The 18,041-nt window shown below is 72.2% G+C and carries 9 protein-coding genes and 1 pseudogene; 5 read left to right on the top strand and 5 right to left on the bottom strand.

Annotated elements, in window-relative coordinates; genetic code table 11:
- The first annotated feature begins 16 nt into the window (after positions 1 to 16).
- The 5 genes and pseudogenes from ACWDBB_RS18370 to ACWDBB_RS18350 form a co-directional block, all read left to right on the top strand.
- Positions 17 to 238 (top strand): FxLD family lanthipeptide, encoded by a 222-nt coding sequence (locus ACWDBB_RS18370; RefSeq protein WP_449790583.1) that lies wholly within the window; start codon positions 17 to 19, stop codon positions 236 to 238.
- 82 nt (positions 239 to 320) lie between these two features.
- On the top strand, positions 321 to 3,395 hold the full coding sequence (locus ACWDBB_RS18365; RefSeq protein ID WP_449790582.1) for a lantibiotic dehydratase: 3,075 nt from the start codon (positions 321 to 323) through the stop codon (positions 3,393 to 3,395).
- Positions 3,392 to 4,585, top strand: coding sequence for a lanthionine synthetase C family protein (locus tag ACWDBB_RS18360; protein WP_449790581.1), 1,194 nt, complete (start codon positions 3,392 to 3,394; stop codon positions 4,583 to 4,585). The genes ACWDBB_RS18365 and ACWDBB_RS18360 overlap by 4 nt, the downstream gene beginning before the upstream one ends.
- A 22-nt stretch (positions 4,586 to 4,607) precedes the next feature.
- Positions 4,608 to 5,417, top strand: coding sequence for a thiopeptide-type bacteriocin biosynthesis protein (locus ACWDBB_RS18355; RefSeq protein ID WP_449790580.1), 810 nt, complete (start codon positions 4,608 to 4,610; stop codon positions 5,415 to 5,417).
- 57 nt (positions 5,418 to 5,474) lie between these two features.
- A pseudogene (locus ACWDBB_RS18350) lies at positions 5,475 to 5,684 on the top strand (IS30 family transposase); the annotation flags it as partial.
- 105 nt (positions 5,685 to 5,789) lie between these two features.
- Here ACWDBB_RS18350 and ACWDBB_RS18345 read toward each other — a convergent pair.
- From ACWDBB_RS18345 to ACWDBB_RS18325, 5 genes are read right to left on the bottom strand one after another with little or no spacing between them, the layout of a single operon-like run.
- Complete coding sequence (locus tag ACWDBB_RS18345; RefSeq protein ID WP_449790579.1) at positions 5,790 to 6,485, bottom strand: formyltransferase family protein; 696 nt, start codon at positions 6,483 to 6,485, stop codon at positions 5,790 to 5,792.
- A gap of 40 nt (positions 6,486 to 6,525) precedes the next feature.
- Entirely contained in the window at positions 6,526 to 7,776 is a 1,251-nt protein-coding gene (locus ACWDBB_RS18340; RefSeq protein ID WP_449790578.1) for a cytochrome P450, read from the bottom strand.
- A 2-nt stretch (positions 7,777 to 7,778) separates the two neighbouring features.
- Positions 7,779 to 9,563 carry a beta-ketoacyl synthase N-terminal-like domain-containing protein gene (locus ACWDBB_RS18335; protein WP_449790577.1) on the bottom strand — a complete coding sequence of 595 codons (1,785 nt, stop codon included), beginning with the start codon at positions 9,561 to 9,563 and terminating at the stop codon, positions 7,779 to 7,781.
- Between the two features lie 53 nt (positions 9,564 to 9,616).
- On the bottom strand, positions 9,617 to 11,476 hold the full coding sequence (locus ACWDBB_RS18330; protein WP_449790576.1) for a non-ribosomal peptide synthetase: 1,860 nt from the start codon (positions 11,474 to 11,476) through the stop codon (positions 9,617 to 9,619).
- Positions 11,473 to 17,553 carry an acyltransferase domain-containing protein gene (locus ACWDBB_RS18325; RefSeq protein WP_449790575.1) on the bottom strand — a complete coding sequence of 2,027 codons (6,081 nt, stop codon included), beginning with the start codon at positions 17,551 to 17,553 and terminating at the stop codon, positions 11,473 to 11,475. Before ACWDBB_RS18325 ends, ACWDBB_RS18330 begins: the two co-directional genes overlap by 4 nt.
- Between the last annotated feature and the right edge of the window lie 488 nt (positions 17,554 to 18,041).

Raw genomic sequence — 18,041 nt, 5'->3', positions numbered from 1 at the left:
AAGGAGGGGATCAACTATGGCCAACAAGGTCATGGACAGCACGACCGAGTTCGACTTGGACGTGTCGATCGTCCGCAACACCGGCGTGCTGACGGCGATCATGCGCAGCACCGACGACGGTTGCGGCAGCACCTGCCCGGCGTGCGCCAGCGGCGCCGGTGGCGGGGGCGGCAACGGCGGTGGCCGCGGCAACGGTGGCGAGGGCGGTGGTGGCGAGGGCGGTCTGATCACCGCCTGATCCACCTGAACCGACTGGTCACGCCCCGGCCCGGTGCTCCTAGGAGCACCGGGCCGGGGCTGCGGAGAACCGAGGTGGCACCTTGTACGCGTACGTCGATGCGGCCCTGATCCGGGCCGTCTCCCATCCGTCCGGTCTGCGGCTGCCGCCATGGCCGCAGCTAGGCGGCGATCGAACGCCCGGTCAGGTCGAGAGTTGGCAGGACTGGCTGCACCAGGTCTGGGCACTCCCGACGGTTGCCGAAGCCATTGAGGTGGCCAGTCCAGGGCTCGCCGAACGGCTTCAACAGATTTGTGCAGGTCGGCCGTTGGACGAGAGGCAGGTGCGCCGGACCGTGCTGTCCACCGTCCGGTACCTGCTCAGGCTCACCAGCCGCGCCACTCCGTTCGGGCTGTTCGCCGGAGTGGCGCCGATCGGCTTCGGATCGCGCAGCACCATCCGCTGGAGCGACGGGCACCACGCCACACTGAGGCCGGATGCCGTCTGGCTGGACGAGATGATCAGGACCCTGGAGGACATCCCCGAACTCCTCTGGCAGCTACCGGTGATGGCGAACAACCTGTGCTTCGTGCGAGACGGGCGCCTGGTGCTGCCGGTCCAACCGAGTACCGACGGCAACAAGGACATCAGCCCGGCCGAGGTCGCCGTGCGCCACAGCCGTCCCGTCCGGGCGGTGATGGCAGCTGCCCGCAGCCCACGGACGGTGCGCCAACTCGGCGAGCACCTGGCCGCCGCCTTCCCTGAGGCGTCGGCAACCTCGATCACCGCGATGCTGACCGGGCTGGTCCGGCAGCGGTTCCTGATCACCGCCCTGCACGCGCCGGCCACCGCCACCGACCCACTCAACCACCTCCTGGAGCAGCTGGAGCGTGCGGGCGCCAAGGACCTTCTCCCGGCCCGCCTCCTTCTGGGCGGCCTCCGCGAGGTCAGCGAGACCTTGACGGCGCACAAGACCGCCGCCAGCGCCGGCCAGCGACACGCCGCCCGGCGACAGGCCGCCGACCGCATCCGGTCCCTGTGCAGCACCGCGGAGCATCCGTTGATGACGGACCTCCGGCTGGACTGCGCGATCACCCTGCCGGAAGAGGTCGCCCGCGAGGCCGTTGCCGCCGCCGGGGCCCTGGCCCGTCTGACCCCGTACCCGTTCGGCAGCCCGGTGTGGCGCTCGTACCACCAGCAGTTCGTTGAACGGTACGGGCCCGGCGCCCTGGTGCCGGTAACCGAGCTGGTTCACGCTGACACCGGACTCGGATTCCCCGCGACCTACCGCGACTCGCTGCTCAAGAAACCCGCCTCGGACGTGTCCCGGCGCGACCGCCGACTCCTGGCCCTGGCCCAGCGCGCCGCGATCGAGGGTGCAGGCGAAATCCTGCTGGACGACCGTGCGGTGGCTGAACTCGCCGCCGAAGGTGCCGAGAACGCCCGGCCCACGCCCCACGTCGAGCTGTCGTTCCATCTCCAAGCCGCCTCGCGAGCGGCTCTCGACAGCGGCGCGTTCCAGCTTGTCGTGGTCGGCGCGATGCGGGCCGCCGGGGCAACAGCCGGCCGCTTCCTCCACTTGCTCGACCCCGCCGACCGCGACCGGATGGCCACCGTGTACACCAGGCTGGCGACCATGGACGAAGGCGCGGAGCTGGCCCAGATATCCGGGCCGCCAATGTACGTGCGCACCGGCAACGTCCACCGCGCACCCGCCGTGCTCCCCACCGTGATCCCGCTCGCCGAGCACACCCCGGCCAACACCGGGACCACAGCGTTGGACGACATGGCAGTCACCAGCAACGGGCTACGCCTGCGGCTCATCTCCCTCTCGACCGGCCGCCCGATCGAGCCCACCGTGCTGAACGCGGTGGACTTCCTCCACCACACTCAGCCCATCGCCCGGTTCTTGTGCGAACTCGTCCGCTCCCACACCGCCACCTTCCAGACGTTCTACTGGGGCGCGGGAGACGAACTGCCGTTCCTGCCGCGCATCCGCTTCGGCCGCACCGTGCTCTCCCCGGCCCGCTGGACCCTCACCCCCGCCGACCTGCCCGAGCACCGGGAGGCGTGGCCACGTTGGGCTGCCGCGGTGGACAACTGGCGGACGCGTCTGCGGGTGCCCCGGGTGGTACAGCTGGACGACAACGGACTCCAGCTCCGACTGGATCTTGACGAACCCGCCCACCTCGCAGTGCTGCGCGCCCACCTCGACCAGCGAGAAACAGCTGTGCTGACCGAGGCCGGCACCCCTGACGATGACGGCTGGCTGGACGGCCGGACCCACGAAATCGTCGTGCCGCTGAGTTCCACCGCCGCGCCCGCCCGGCCGCACCCCGTCCATCTCCCGGCAGCCGGGACCGTCCGTGGTCACCTGCCGGGCCACTCGACGTGGTTGTACGCCAAGGTGTACTGCCACCCGGGACGGCAAGCGCAGATCCTCACCGCCCACCTACCCAAGTTGCTGGACGGCTTCGAGCAGCAACCCCGCTGGTGGTTCCTCCGGTACGCCGACCCCGAACACCACCTCCGGCTGCGGCTGACGCTCGACAGCCCCGAGGACTTCGGCCCCGCCGCCGCTCGGGTCGGGGCTTGGGCCGAGCGGCTGCGCGGCCTGGGCGTGGTCAGCCGTCTCCAACTCGACACCTACCTTCCCGAGTCCGGCCGCTTCGGTACCGGCGAGGTGCTGGCAGCCGCCGAGGAGGTGTTCGTCGCCGACTCCGCCGCCGCCATCGCCCAGCTGGCCGCCCGGCACCAGGGCACCGGCCTCGGCGCGCTGACGGCCGCGAGCTTCCTCAACCTGGCGACCGCCTTCCTGGACGACACCCCGACCGGGATGAACTGGCTCGTCAACCACATCAGCACCGGCCACAAGGAGCCGCTTGACCGGGCAGTGCTCGCTGAGGCTGGGCGGCTGGCCGACCCGGACACCCGCGCCGCTGTGCTCGATCCCGAAGTACTCCGGCTGTGGGAGGAACGCCGCGCAGCGCTGGCGGCCTACCGCGACCAGCTCACGGCGACCGGTGATCTTGAGCCGACGGACGTGCTGCCGAGCCTGCTGCACCTGCACCACATCCGCATCCACGGCCTTGACCGCGACGCTGAACGCGCGACCAACCGCCTTGTCCGAGCAATCGCGCTCTCCTGGATCAGCCGGACCGGAAGGAGGCCGAGGTGAGCACGACGGACGCCGCTGCCGACCACCTCACAGAGCAACTGGTTCGGGCCGCTGCCGGAAACGATCTCGATCCGCAGTCGCTGATCCGTGGCGCCGCCGCCATCGCCCTCCTGGCGGTCGAACACGCCGCCGCCGGCCGTGGCACCTGGGTTTCCGCGCACCAGTGGCTGGCCACATCGATCCGCGGAGGCGCGGACACCGGGGAACACGCCACGGCCTTCTACGGCGCCCCGGCCCTCGCCTTCACCTTCCACGGTGCGGCCCGCCCCGGCAGCTACGACCGGGCGCTCAGCGCTCTGGACTCCGCCACCACCGAGCTGACTCGTGAACGGCTCAGGTCGGCTCACGCCCGCATCGGCCGCCGCGAGCGTCCGGCCCTCGCCGAGTTCGATCTGATCTACGGACTGACCGGCCTCGGCGCACACCACCTTCGCCGCGACCCGCACGGCCCCGTGCTCCGCGAAGTACTCGCCTACCTGGTACGGCTGACCGATCCGATCGACGCGCCCCCGTACGGTCTACCAGGCTGGTGGACCGACCGGGCGCCGTCCGGCGACACCTCGCCGCACTTCCCCGACGGCCACGCGAACACCGGGATGGCCCACGGGATCGCCGGGCCCCTCGCCCTGCTGGCCCTGACCATGAAGCGCGGGATCACAGTGACCGGTCACGCCGCAGCGATCGGCCGGATCTGTGACTGGCTGGACCAGTGGCAGCAGCACAGCGCCACGGGACCTTGGTGGCCGGAGTGGGTATCTCTGGACGAACACCGAACTGGCATCGTCCACCAGCAAGGCCCTCTGCGGCCGTCCTGGTGCTACGGAACCCCGGGGCTCGCCCGCGCGCAGCAACTCGCCGGACAGGCCACCGACGACGCTGCCCGCCGACGGCTCGGTGAAACTGCACTGCTCGGCTGCCTCACCGACCCGGCCCAGCTTGGGCGTATCACGGACCGTGGCCTGTGCCACGGCTGGGCCGGGCTGCTCCAGACTGGCTGGCGCATCGCCAACGACGCGCACAACGCCGCGATCACCGAGCAGTTGGCCAACCTCCTGCCACACCTGGTCAACGGCCCCCAGCTTCCCCACACCGGACTCCTGGACGGCTCAGCCGGCCTCGCCCTCGCCCTGCATACTGCCAGCGGCACTGCTCCGGCCACCGGGTGGGACAGCTGCCTCCTGCTCAACTGACCGACGGGGAAAGGAGACGGAAATGAACGACGACCACGACCTGTGGAAACAACTGGACATCCGGTTCACGGACCCGCACCGCGCCGAGCAGGCAGTCGCCAGCCACCTCGGGGACGCGCTACGCGTGACGGCCACGGGGCCGCTGTCCTCCTGGTTCTTCATCCGCAAGGGCGAGTGGCGGGTGCGGTACCGCCCTACGACCCCGACCGTCGCGACCAGCGCCAAGGCGCAGGTGACGAGGGCCCTGGTCGAGATGAGGGAGCACGGTGCCGTCCAAGGCTGGGTGGAGAAGATCTACGAGCCCGAAGTCCACGCCTTCGGCGGCCAGCAAGCCATGGACAGCGCGCACCGGCTCTTCCACCAGGACAGCCAGCACGTTCTGGACTACCTGCGCCTGCCCGGCCCCGAGCGCCGCCGAGAACTCTCGGTACTGCTGTGCTCGGCATTGATGCGCAGCGCGGGCCTCGACTGGTACGAGCAAGGCGACGTGTGGGCCCGCGTGGCGGAGAACCGGCCGGACACCGGAGGCGCGACCAACGAGCAGATCCACAAGTTCCGGGAGGCCGTTGGTCGATTCCTCGTTGCCGACCCCCGATCCGGGCTGAGCACAGTTTCCGGCGCTACCGAAGACCTCGTCATCATGTCCTGGCTGGACGCCTTCGAAGCGGCCGGCCGCGCACTGGCTCTGCTGTGGTCCGACGGCCGACTCACCCGAGGCCTGCGCGCGGTGATCACTCATCACGTGATATTCCACTGGAACCGCATCGGGCTGCCTTACCCCGCTCAGGGCGCCCTGGCCCTCGCAGCCAAGACCGTCGTTCTGGGATCCTGAGCCCCAGGAGTCGGCCGCCGCCCCGGGATTTCCTCCCGACGAGCTGAGCAGGACCACTACTTCTGCGACCCGGCCAGTCCATGGAAGCGCGGCAGCAACGAGAACACGAACGGCCTGCTGCGGCAGTACTTTCCGAAGGGCACCGACCTGTCCATCCACAGCCCCGAACACCTCGTGGCGGTCGCCGCCGAACTCAACGGCCGTCCACGCAAAACGCTCGGCTGGGAAACCCCAGCCGAGCGCCTGCACAATCTGCTCGCAGCTTGATCAACTAACCACGTGTTGCAACGACCCCTAGAAACCGCCACGAACACCCGGGGGCACCTGCTGAGTTGCTCGGACCTCTTCGGTTGTCCGGGTGGTGCGCGGAGCTCAGCACTCGTGCAGCGCCCACTTGTCGCTGTCGACCCGCACCGAGCCCGGCAGGGCGATGAGCTCGGGCTTGAACAGCGGCTGGGTGTCCATCGCAGGCTCCCAGGTCGCCAGCCGCTCGTCCTGGGGGACCTCGATCCGCCGGTCCGCGGCGAGGTCGGCGACCACCTTCAGCAGCAGCCGCACGCCGAGCGGAGCCAGGTGGTCGCGCCACAGGCTCTGCGCGGTCGAGCCGGGCGGTACGAACAGGTGCTCCTGGGCGGCGATCGGGCCGCCGTCGGTGCGCTCGGTGAGGTGGTAGACGCTCCCGCCCGTCACCTTGTCGCCGTCGCGGATGGTCCACCGGATCGCGTCCCGGCCGCGGTGCAGCGGCAGCAGGCTGGGGTGGTACCCGATGGTGGCGACGGCGGCCCTGGCCCGCGTCCGGCGGCCGAGGAAGGCGTGCGAGTGCGCGGCGAGGATGATGTCCACCCCGTCCGGGACGTGCATCGCGCGCAGTTCGGCCGAGTCCGTCCAGGGGATGTCCCGCGGGAACGCCCAGGCGCGCAGCCGGTCCCAGGACATCGGGTCGCCCTCGTCGGACTTCCCCTTGCGCAGCCGGGGCGCGGCCGCCCCGACGATCTTGTGCCCGTTGTCCAGCAGGGCTTCCGCGACCTGCACCGCGAACGCCCCTTGCCCTGACATGTAGATGTTCATCCGCACTCCCTCGGTCGCTGGTCGGGTGGTTGCCGGTCCCTCAGGCCTCCGTCGGCGCGTCCAGTCCGGGGCGGTCGGGCTCGAAGCGCACCGGCATGGTGGAGAACCCGGTCAGGAAGTTCGACCGGATCGGCAGCGCCTCGCCGGTCTGCTCGAACCCGACGGTGAAGTCCCGCAGGGCCTTGAGCAGTTCGGCGATCTCCACCTTGGCCAGGTACGAGCCGACGCAGAAGTGCGGGCCGTAGCCGAAGGCCAGGTGCTTGTTGGGGGTGCGGCCGAGGTCGAACACCCCGGGCCGGGCGAAGACCCGCTCGTCCCGGTTGCCGGAGGCGTGCCAGAGCGTGACGATCTCGCCCGGCCGCAGCCGTACGCCGTGCAGTTCGGTCTCCCGCTCGACGCTGCGCCCGAAGTGCATCGTGGGCGAGGCCCAGCGGAGCACCTCGTCCACCGCGGTCTCGACCGCGACCTCGCCCCGCTTGAGCCGCCGCCACTGCTCGGGCTGGGCGGCGAGGGTGCGCACGCAGTCGATCATCGTCAGCCGGCTGGTCTCGTCGCCGCCGATGATCAGGCTGTAGCAGTTCAGCACGACGTCCTCGTCGGACAGCGGCACCCCGTCGATGGCGCTGCCGATCAGCATGCTGATCACGTCCTCGCCGGGTGACTCGCGCCGCTCCTCGACGACGTCCATGAAGTACATCAGGATCTCGTTGCGGGCCATCTCGGAGTCGACCTCGTCGACGTCCTCGTCGTCCGCCGACAGCGCGGTCCTGGTCAGCGAGAGCAGGTAGTCCCGGTCCCGCTCGGGCACGCCGAGCAGGTTCGAGATCGTCGTCATCGGGATCCGGCTGGCGATCCGCTCCGCGAAGTCGCAGCCGCCGGACTCGACCGCCTCGCGGATCCACTGCCGGGTGTTGGTCCGGACGGTCTGCGCGACCTCGTCGAGCACCCGCGGGGAGAGCACCCGCTGGAGGATCTTGCGCAGTTCCAGGTGCCGGGGCCCGTCGGTGACGGCCAGCATCTTGCCGGCCGCGGCGTCGCCGCCCTCCAGGAGGGTGACGAGCACGTTGCCGCGCTGGGACGTGAAGTTCACGTTGTCCCGGTAGGTGGCCATGATGTCGTCGTAGCGGGAGAGCACCCAGAACCCGGGGCGGCCGCCGGCCGGCGGGTTCCAGTGCAGCGGCGCGGTGTCCCGCAGGGTGCGCCAGAATCCGTCGAGGTCGTGCTCCGCGAAGGTGGCCGGGTCGCCCAGGTCCACGGTGTCCAGGGAGGGTGTGGTCGTCGGCGCGTTCATGCTCACCAGTCCGTACGCCAGAACCGGCGGGGCTGGAACGGGTAGGTGGGCAGCGGCACGCGCCGGCCGCCGCCGTCCCGGTGCAGGACGTCGAAGTCCACCTGCTGGCCGGCCACCCAGGCGGCGGCCAGGTCGAAGAGCGCCGGTGCGTCCTGGCCGGACGGCACGATCCCGTTGTCGTTGCGGGAGAAGGCGCCCGGGTCCGTCCGCGGGGCGGCGGCGGTCGAGGTGGCCGGGCCGCGGGCGCCGTCGTCGGACAGCGCCGCGATCAGCTCCTCGCGGCTGCGGACCACGGCCGCCCACCGGCGGGCCATCACCTTGCGGCCGAGGTTGAGGGTGAAGCAGACGTCGTCCAGGCGCAGGCCCGGGTCGGCCTCCAGCCGCTCCCTGAGCCGGGCGCGCTGACGGGCCAGCGCGTCGTCGTCCATGGCGGACAGGGTGGCCAGCCACGGCCTGCCCGCCTCCTCGGGGGCGCGCTCGGCGGGCGTCGGCGCCTCCTCCAGCACCAGGTGGGCGTTGTAGCCGCCGCCGCCGATCGAGGTGACGCCCGCGCGGCGGATGCCGGCCTCTGGGTCCCAGGGTGCGCCCTCGATCTGCGGCACGAAGGGGGTGCTGGGGAAGTCGAGGTCCGGGTTGACCTCCGTCAGGTTGATCGTGGCCGGGAGGGTCCGGTGGTACAGCGCCAGCGCGGCCTTGACGGCACCGAAGCCGCCCGACACCACGCCGCCGTGGCCCACGTTGCCCTTGACCCCGCCGATCGAGGTGGTCGCGGTCTGCTTCCCGAACGCCATGGTCGCCGCGTGCACTTCGAGTTCGTCGGTCATCGGCAGGCCGAGCCCGTTCGCCTCGTACATGGACACGGTGTCCGGGGTGACGCCGCCCACCTCCATGGCGGCGGCGATGCAGGCGCTCAGCCGCTCGGGCTGGGCCAGGCCGTACGCCATCGCGCTGACGCCGTTGTTGTTGACGGCCGAGCCCCGGACCACGGCGTAGACGTGGTCGCGGTCGGCGACGGCCCGGCCGAGCGGCTTCAGCAGCACGGTGACGACGCCGCTGGAGAGCGCGGTGCCGGTGCCGTTGGCGTCGAACGGGCGGCAGTGGCCGTCCCGCGACAGGATGCGGTTCTCCTCCCAGAGGTGACCGCGGGGGTGCGGCAGGCGGACCAGCGCGCCGCCGGCGATCGCCAGGTCGCTCTGGCCGAGCAGCAGCGACTGGCAGGCCAGGTGCACCGCGTAGTGGAAGCCCGCGCAGACCGCGGCGACGGTGACGGCCTCGCCGGTGAGGCCCATGTAGTACAGCGCGTTGGAGGTCATGGTGTCCGGCGACCACGCCAGGCTGGCCTCGATCGCCTCGGGGCCGACCGACACCCGGTCCGGCGGGGAGCTGTACTGCGCGGCGGTCTGCGGGTTGTTGGCGCCGTACATGCCGACCTCGGCCTTGAGCCGGTCCGGGTCGTAGCCGCCGTCCTCCAGCGACTCCCACGCGCTCTCCAGGTACAGCCGGTTCTCCGGGGTCATCCTGGCGGCCATCCGGTCGCTGATGCCGAAGACCGACGGGTCGAACTTGTCGTACGTGTCGAGGACGCCGCAGGCCCGTACGTAGAACGGGCTGTGGATCAGGGTCTCGTCGACGTGGATGTCGTCCTTGGTCAGGAAGGACACGGACTCCCGGCCGTGGACGAGGTTGTCCCAGAACTCCTCCTTGGTGCGGGCGCCTGGCGCCCGCAGGGACATGCCGATGACGGCCACGTCACCCGGGTCGTACTCCTGCTCGGGGCTGTCGGTCATGGGAAGGCTCCTGTTCCGTCGGCTTCGTTGGCTTCGGGTGGGGCAGGGGGTGCTCAGCGTCCGCCGGCAGCGCCGCCGCCGCGGCCGCGCAGCGCGGCCCGGCGGGCACCGGCGCGCTGGCGGGCGGACTCGACCACCTCGGGGGTGGCGCCGCTCTCGTCGTCCAGCCAGCGGGCGAGGGAGGCGATGTCGCGGAAGCTGAAGAGGTCGGGCACGCGGACGCGGCGGTCGAAGCGCCGGGTCATCAGCCGGGCGAGGCGGACCAGCAGCAGCGAGTCGCCGCCGAGGTCGTAGAAGGCGGACTGCACGTCGATGGCCGACGGTTCGAGGTCGAGCAGCTGGCCCCAGATCTCCGACAGGGCCACCTCGGTCGGCGTACTGGCGGCCGTCAGCGGACCGCCGGAGGCGGCCGGCGGCTCGGGCAGCGCGTCGCGGTCGAGCTTGCCGCCCGGGCCCAGCGGGAGGGCGGGGAGGACGACGAGGGTCGCGGGCACCATGTAGTCGGGCAGTTCGACGGCGAGCCGGCCGGTGACGGCGCTCTGCAGCGCGGCGTCCAGCCGGGGGCCGTCCTGGGCGGCGCCACCCGGGGCCGTGCCGTCCTGCGTCGCGCCGTCGCCCGCGGGCACGACGTAGCCGACGAGCCGGTTGCCCCGCACGACGGCGGCCGCCTCCCGGACCTCGGGACAGGCGGTCAGCCGGGCCTCGACCTCCTCCAGCTCGATCCGGTAGCCGCGCAGCTTGACCTGGTGGTCGGAGCGGCCGAGGAAGCGCAGTTCGCCGTCCTCCGTGAACTCGACGAGGTCCCCGGTGCGGTACATCCGCTCGCCCTCGCGGAACGGGTCCGGCAGGAAGCGCTCGGCGGTGGTGCGCGGCCGGTTGACGTAGCCGTGCGCGACGCCGACGCCGCCGAGGTAGAGCTCGCCGGGCCGGCCGGGCGCCACCGGCCGCAGGTTCCCGTCGAGCACGTGGACCACGGCGTCGGCGGTCGGCGGGCCGATGGTCGGCTCGTCGGTGCCGTCCTCGGGCACCAGCCCGAAGGAGCAGAAGACGGTTCCCTCGGTGGGGCCGTAGGCGTTGAACACCCGTACGGCGCCGGTCTCCCGGTAGGCCCGGTCCACCAGCTTGCGGCGCAGCGCCTCGCCGCCGAACACGATCGAGCGCACGTTCGGCGGCAGGGCGCCGGCGTCCAGCAGGCCGTTCATGACCGACGGGACGACGGTCAGATGGGTGATCCGGTCCGCGTACCGGCTCTCCGGCAGGTGCACGGCGCTCTCGACGAGCACCACGGCGCCGCCGCGGCAGAGCGCGTTGAAGACCTCCATCACGGACATGTCGAAGCAGATCGAGCTCGCCGCCGAGACGCCGCTCAGGTCGCAGCCCTCGAGGACCCGGTCCATCGCGGCGAGCATCGCCACGGCGCCGGCGTGCCGGACGGCCACGCCCTTGGGCCGGCCGGTGGAGCCCGAGGTGTAGATGACGTACGCGGTGTCCTCGGGCACGACCGCCACCGGCTTCGCGCCGGGCTCGGTCGTCACGGTGTCCCCGAGCACGACGACGGTCGCGCCGGGCGGGCAAGCGGCCCGGGACGCGGGCGTGGTGAGCAGCAGGCGGGTGCCGCTGTCCTGGACCATGAAGGCCAGCCGGTCGGTGGGGTAGTTCGGGTCCAGCGGCAGGTAGCAGGAGCCGGTGCGCAGGACGGCGAGGACGGCGACGAGCAGGTCGGGGGTGCGCTCGACGCAGATGCCGACCGGGACGCCAGGGCCCGCGCCGTCGGCGGCCAGCCGCTCGGCCAACTCACGGGAGCGCTCGTTCAGTTCGCCGTAGCTCAGGACGCCGGCGTCGGAGTGGACCGCCGTCGCGTCGGGGTTCTTGACGGCCTGGGCGATGAACTCGGAGTGCAGGGTTTCGGTCAACGGTCCGTCTCCTTGGGGAGGCCGGCCGGCGCGACGGCGCCGAGGGCCTGGTCGGGTCGGGCGATCGAGTCGAAGAGCACGGTGCGGTACAGCGACAGCAGCGCCGTCACGGTCCGCCGCTCCAGGTAGGCGGGCTTGAACTGGACGTGGCCGGCCACCCGGCCGTCGATGTCGGCCATCGAGATCTCCAGGTCGAACTTGGCGAGGTGCCGGCGGACCTGGAGGGGTTCGAGCGGCAGCGCGCCGTCCGGGGTGAGCGTGTCGCCGACGCCGTGGAAGAGCTTCACGGAGCGCGGGAAGGCGTCCGAGGAGAGCCAGTTCACCACCACGTCGAACCACGGGGAGCGGCCCTCCGCGCGCGGCGGCTTCAGCTGGGCGGCCAGCAGGTCGAGGGGGTAGTTCATGTGCTCCAGCAGGCCCAGCGAGAAGGCGTGGACCTCGCGCAGCAGCTCGCGGAAGCTGCGGTCGGCGGTCGGGTTCGCCCGCACCAGCACGGTGTTGAGGTAGTAGCCGATGGCGGACTCCCAGCCGGGTTCGGCCCGTTGGGCGATGGCCGTGGCGAGCACCGAGTCCTCGGTGCCGACCGCGCGGTTGAGCGTGGCGAAGAACCCGGCCAGCACGACGGTGCTCACCGACACGCCCTCGCGCACCGCGAACTCCCGCAGCAGGCGCGTCTCCTCGGCGCTCCAGCGGAACGCGACGTCCCGGCCCTCGTAGGTGACGCCCGGCGGCCGCTCCTTGTCGGAGAGGTCGAGGTGGGCGGGCGGGTCGGCGAGCTTGCGCGACCACCAGTCCAGCGCTGCCTCGGCGGCCGGCCCGGCCAGCCACTGCCGCTCCCACGCGACGAACTCGGTGTACGGGGCGACCGGCGCGCTGCGGGCCGGGTCGGCGCCCTCGTAGTACTCCTGGATCTCGCGGATCATGACGTCGGCCGACGCCGCGTCCGAGGCGATGTGGTGGACGAGCACCAGCAGGTAGTGGTCGGCGGGGCCGCGCCGCATCAGGACGATCCGCACCAGCGGCCCGTTGTCCAGGTCCAGCGGCTCGTGCCCGTACCCGGCCAGTTCCTCGCGGGCCTGTTCGTCGTCCAGGTCGGCGGTGTCCACAACGAGGAACTCGTACACCGGCTCGTCCAGGATGACCTGGTACGGGCTGCCGCCCGCCTCCACGAAGACGGTGCGCAGCGCGGGATGCCGGTCCAGCACGGCCAGGACGGCGCGCTCCAGGGCTTCCTCGTCGACCGCGGCCCGGATCCGGGCGGTCACCATGAAGTTGTACGGCACGGCGTCCGGCGCGACCATCTGCATGAACCACAGCGAGGCCTGGCCGTGCGAGGCCGGCGCCACCTCGAGGCCGAGGCCGTCGGCGAGCAGCTGCTCCAGCGCCGGGGCGTCGGTGGCCTCCAGCAGCCCGCGCGCGTCCAGTTCCTCCAGCAGTTCCTCGGCGTCCAGTTCGGAGAGGTCCGCCAGGAAGCTCCGGTCCGGCCGGGCCGCGGGAGCGGTGACGGGAGCCGTGACGGGAGCGGGGACGACGGGGACGGCGGGGACGGCGGGGATGGCAGGGGAGCCGGCGGGTGCCGGAGCGGGTGCGGCCGGTCCGGCGGTGAGCCCGACGAAGTGGGCGACGACCTCGGTGATGGAGCGCCCGTCCAGGAACACCACAGGCGACACCCGGTGCCCGAGTACCGCCTGCAGCCTGTTGACGAGGCGGATCGCCAGCATCGAGTCCAGGCCGAAGTCGCGCAGGCCCGCCGCGGTGTCGAACCTGCTCACCGGTACGCCCAGCGCGTCGGCGAGTTCGGCGAGGACGACCTCCGCCACCGGCCGGTCCGCCGCCGCCGGGCTCTCGACCACCGGCCGCGCCTCGACGGGAGCCGTGACGGCCACGCCCGCCGCCGCGGTCCCGACGGCCGCAGCCGGGGCGGGCACGGCCTCTCGGCGGGGCTCGGTGTCGATCCAGTAGCGCTCCTTCTGCCACTGGACGAGCGGGGTCTCCACCACCTCGACGTCGTCACCGAACAGCGAGTCGAAGCTCAGCGGCAGCCCCCTGACGTACAGCGAGGCGACGGCGCCCAGCAGGCAGCGGACGTCGCTCTCCCCGCGCCGCAGCGAGTTGATCGCGTGCACCCCGGTGCCGCGGGACAGCCCGATCTCCTCGACCGCGCCGCGCAGCGTCTCGTGCGGGCCGATCTCGACGAAGGTGGTGACGCCCCGGTCCACCAGCGCGCCGATCGTCTCGGCGAACCGGACCTGGTTGCGCAGGTTGTGCACCCAGTAGTCGACGTCGGTGACCGGGTTCACCGTGTCGGCCAGGGCGGTGGAATGGAAGGGGATGCCCGGTGTCAGCGGGGTGATGCCGTCGATGCCCGCGCGCAGCGGTTCGAGCAGCGGGTCCATGCCGGGGCTGTGCACCGGCCGCTCGACCCGGATCCGCCGGACGGAGACCCCGTCCCGCAGGAGGTCCGCCTCCAGGGCGTCGACGGCCTCGGGCGAGCCGGAGACCGCGGCGCTGGTGGGGCTGTTGACCACGGCGACGGCCGCGTGCTCGGCGTACGGGGCGAGCCGGGGCCGCAGCTCCTCCTCCGGCAGGTCGACCGAGATCATGGCGCCCTCGGCGGCCTTGCGCTCCAGCAGGTGCGAGCGGGCCACCACGACCCGGGCGGCGTCCTCCAGGGACAGCGCGCCGGACACGCAGGCGGCCGCGACCTCGCCCAGGCTGTGGCCGACGACGGCCGCCGGCTCGACGCCCAGGTCGAGCCAGACCTGCGCCAGCGAGACCTGCAGGGCGAACAGCACGGGCTGCTGGAAGTCCATCTCCTCGTACCTGGCCTCCTCGGCCGGGGCGGCGAGCAGGTCGAGCACCGAGAACCCGCCGGCCGCGCGGACGGCGGCGTCGCAGGCGGCCATCCGGGCCCGGAAGCCGGCGTGGGAGCGCAGCAACTCGCGGCCCATGCCGACCCACTGGGTGCCGCCGCCGGAGAACACCAGCGCCACCCGCCGGTCGGCGTTGCCGGAGACCGTACCCGTGACGACGTCGGGGTGCGGCCGGCCGGTGGCGACCCGGGCGAGTCCGTCCAGGACGTCCTGCCGGTCGCGGGCGAACAGCGCGATCCGGTGGCCGTGGTGGCTGCGCCGGGCGGAGAGGGTGTAGGCGAGGTCGGACACCCGGAGGGCCGGGTCGCGTTCGACGTGGTTGGACAGCTCGCGGCAGGTGTCGGCCAGCGCGCCGGCGGTCCGGGCGGTGACGGGCACCAGGTGCAGCTGCCCGTCGGCGGCGGCGTCGCCCGGGCTCGGCGCGAGGTGGCGGCCCCGGTCGCCGGCCAGGAACGGGTGGGCCGCGACGGGGAGTCCGGCGGTGTACAGGGCGCCGAGCGAGCCGAGCAGGGTGGCGGCCTCGTCGGCGCCGCGCCGCAGGGAGGGCAGGGTGGCCGCCGCCGGGAGGATCTCCGAGACCGACTTGAGCAGGAGGGGGTGCGGGCTGAGCTCGACCACCGCGTCGACGTCGTGGTCGCGCAGGGCCGTCAGGGCGTCGACCATCCGGATCTCCCGGCGCAGGTTGTCCGCCCAGTAGTCCGGCCCGAGCTCCGCGCCGTCGACGAGTTCGCCGGTGACGGTGGAGATCATCGGGATGCGGGTGGACCGGGGCCGGATGCCGTCGAGTTCGGCCTTCAGCGGGGCGAGGACGTGGTCGACCAGCGCGGAGTGCGGGGCGTGGCCCATCCGCACCCGGTGGTTGGTGACGCCGGCCTCGGTCAGCCGCAGGACGAGGTCGTCGATCTCCTGCGGGGTGCCGGTGACGAGGGTGGAGCCGAGGCCGTTGCGGCCGGAGAGGGTGAGCCCGCCGGTCAGGTGCGGCAGCACCTCCTCCGCGGGGGTCATCACCACGATGCCCTCGCCGCGGCCCACGGCCAGCAGTTGGAGGAGCCGGCCGTGGTGGGCGGCCAGCCGGGAGGCGTCCTCGAAGTCGAGGGCGCCGGCGATGTGGGAGGCGGCGAACTCGCCGACGCTCTGCCCCACCACGACGTCCGGCTCCAGCCCCAGCGAGCGCCAGGTCTCGGCGAGCGCGACCTGGAGGGAGAACAGCAGCGGCTGGAAGACGTCCATGTCGTCCAGGCGGCCGTCGGGGTCGAGCAGCTGCTCGACCAGCGAGAAGCCCAGCAGCTCCCGCATCCGGCGGTCGGACCTCATCATGGAGCGGCGGAACACGGGCTGGCCGGCGAGCAGTTGACGGCCCATGCCGATCCACTGCGAGCCGTTGCCGGAGAACAGGAACGCCACCCGCGGCCTGCGGCCGGCCTTCCCGACCTCCCCGACGCTCAGTCCGGGAGCGTCCGCGCCGTTGCCGAAGGCGTCCAGGCTGCCGCGGAGCTCGGCCATGTCACGGGCGGTGGCGGCGAGCCGGAACGGGCCGTCGCCGGGGGTGCGGCGGCAGAGCGCGCGCAGGTCGTCCGCGTCGCGCACCGCCCGGGCCCGCTCGGCCAGCTCCTCGGGGGAGTCCGCGGCCAGCAGGAGCAGCGAGGCCTCGGGGCGCGGCAGTTCCTCGACGGCGAGGTGGCAGATCGAGCCGCCGAACCCGAACGAGCTGACGCCGCCGCGGCGGGCGTCGGAGCGCCGCGGCCACGGTTCCAGCCGGTCCTGGACGGTGAGGTTGTACTCGTCGAACAGGATCTGCGGGTTCGGCGCGCTGAAGTGCAGGCTCGGCGGCAGCACGCCGTTGCGCATCGACATCGCGAGCTTGACCAGGCCGACGATGCCGGCGGCCGCCTCCAGGTGACCGACGTTGGACTTGACGGAGCCGAGCCGCAGCGGCTCCGCGCGGTCGCCGCCGAGGACGGCGCCGATGGCGTTGGCCTCGATCGGGTCGCCGAGCGGTGTCGCCGAGCCGTGGCACTCGATGTAGTCGACGAGGTGGGGTGCGATGCCGGCCCGCTGGTAGGCGGTGCGGAGCATCTTCTCCTGGGCCTGGGGGTTCGGCGCCGTCATGCCGTTGCTGGGGCCGTCGTTGTTGGAGGAACTGCCCTTGATCAGGCAGTACACCGGCAGGTCGCGTTCGAGCGCCACGCTCAGCGGGGCGAGCACGACGACGCCGGCGCCCTCACCGCGGACGTAGCCGTCGGCGCGGGCGTCGAAGGACTTGCAGCGGCCGTCCGGGGCGAGCGCCCCCATCTGGTCCATGGCGGTGTAGTAGTCGGAGACGAAGCTCAGGTTCACGCCGCCGGCCAGCACCAGGTCGCTCTCGCCCAGCCAGATCGACTGGCAGCCCACGTGCACCGAGACGAGCGACCCGGCGCAGGCCGAGTCGATGGCCATGCTGGGGCCCTGCAGGCCGAGGACGTAGGAGACGCGGTTGGCGATGATGCCGTCGTGCATGCCGGTCGCGGTGTGCGGGGTGATCTGGCTGTCGGGGCCGCGGTAGTGGGCCAGGGCGGCGTAGTCGCCCCAACAGGAGGCCATGAACACGCCGGTGTCGCTGCCGACGAGGCTGTGCGGCGCGATGCCGGCGTCCTCCAGGGCCTCCCAGGACAGCTCCAGGACCAGGCGCTGCTGAGGGTCCATCTGGACGGCCTCGCGGGGCGAGATGCCGAAGAACAGCGGGTCGAAGCGGTCGATGTCGTCGATGAACCCGCCCCAGCGCACCCGGTCGTTCAGCAGCTCGCGGCGCGCGGCCGGTACCGGTCCGACGGCGTCGCCGCCCTCGGTCAGCAGCCGCCAGAACGAGGACGGGTCCGGCCCGCCGGGGAACCGGCAGCCGATGCCCACGACCGCGACCGGCTCGTGCGTGGGAGAGCGGCGTTCGGTGCTCCGGGCGGGCTCCGCGGCCCGCGGACCGTCGACCAGGGCGCGGGCCAGCCCATCGACGGTCGGGTACTGCCACATCCAGGTGGCCGGGACCTGCCAGCCGAGGAACTCGGACAGGGCGGCCGCGAGGTTCACCGACTTCAGGGAGTCCAGTCCGTACCGGTGCATCGGCGCCCACCGGTCTACGGAGTTCGCGGAGACGTCCAGTAGCTCGGCGAAGCGGGATAGCAGGAAATCCGTGACGGCGGATATGTCTCGCGCTGCGCGCTCTTGGGGCATGGCGACTCCCTCGACAGGGCGGGTGGAATGGACGGTTGGAGCTTCACAGCCGATCGTTCGCAGAGGGGGACTGACGGTTCTTTCACGCAAGGGGAGTTCGGACACGAAGGAGAGCCTCAGGCATAGGCCTGTACATGACATGGCTGCGCTCGTGGTCGGACGGCACTGCTCCTCTCGTGGCAGGAGGGAGGAAACGGAGCGCCGATCGCGTGACTCGCCAACGCGTGTGGGGAACGGGGGGTGCTACGAGGTGACCGGAGTGATCGCGGATCAGCGGCTCACTGTGGAATTCTCACTGGCGCTCACGGTGCCGCGCCGGCGGAGCTGTCGCGCATTCTCGCTGCCGGGATTTCGGCAGCGCTGTTCATCCGCGCGTTCGGGTGGGGAGCTTCTCGACTCCAGGATTGCGCACTTCGCGCTTCGGTTGTGGCAGTGGCGAAATTTGATCGACAAAGTGTCCGATTCGATCTCCTGGGACGGTACCATTC

This window comes from Kitasatospora sp. NPDC001095 (assembly GCF_053598615.1).
The sequence above is the reverse complement of the archived record's forward strand: the minus strand, read 5'-3'. Positions and strand labels throughout refer to the sequence as shown.

Coding starts and splice junctions, on each gene's coding strand:
- ACWDBB_RS18370 (WP_449790583.1), top strand. CDS start 17: ATGGCCAACAAGGTCATGGACAGCACGACCGAGTTCGACTTGGACGTG.
- ACWDBB_RS18355 (WP_449790580.1), top strand. CDS start 4,608: ATGAACGACGACCACGACCTGTGGAAACAACTGGACATCCGGTTCACG.
- ACWDBB_RS18345 (WP_449790579.1), bottom strand. CDS start 6,485: ATGAACATCTACATGTCAGGGCAAGGGGCGTTCGCGGTGCAGGTCGCG.
- ACWDBB_RS18340 (WP_449790578.1), bottom strand. CDS start 7,776: ATGAACGCGCCGACGACCACACCCTCCCTGGACACCGTGGACCTGGGC.
- ACWDBB_RS18335 (WP_449790577.1), bottom strand. CDS start 9,563: ATGACCGACAGCCCCGAGCAGGAGTACGACCCGGGTGACGTGGCCGTC.
- ACWDBB_RS18325 (WP_449790575.1), bottom strand. CDS start 17,553: ATGCCCCAAGAGCGCGCAGCGCGAGACATATCCGCCGTCACGGATTTC.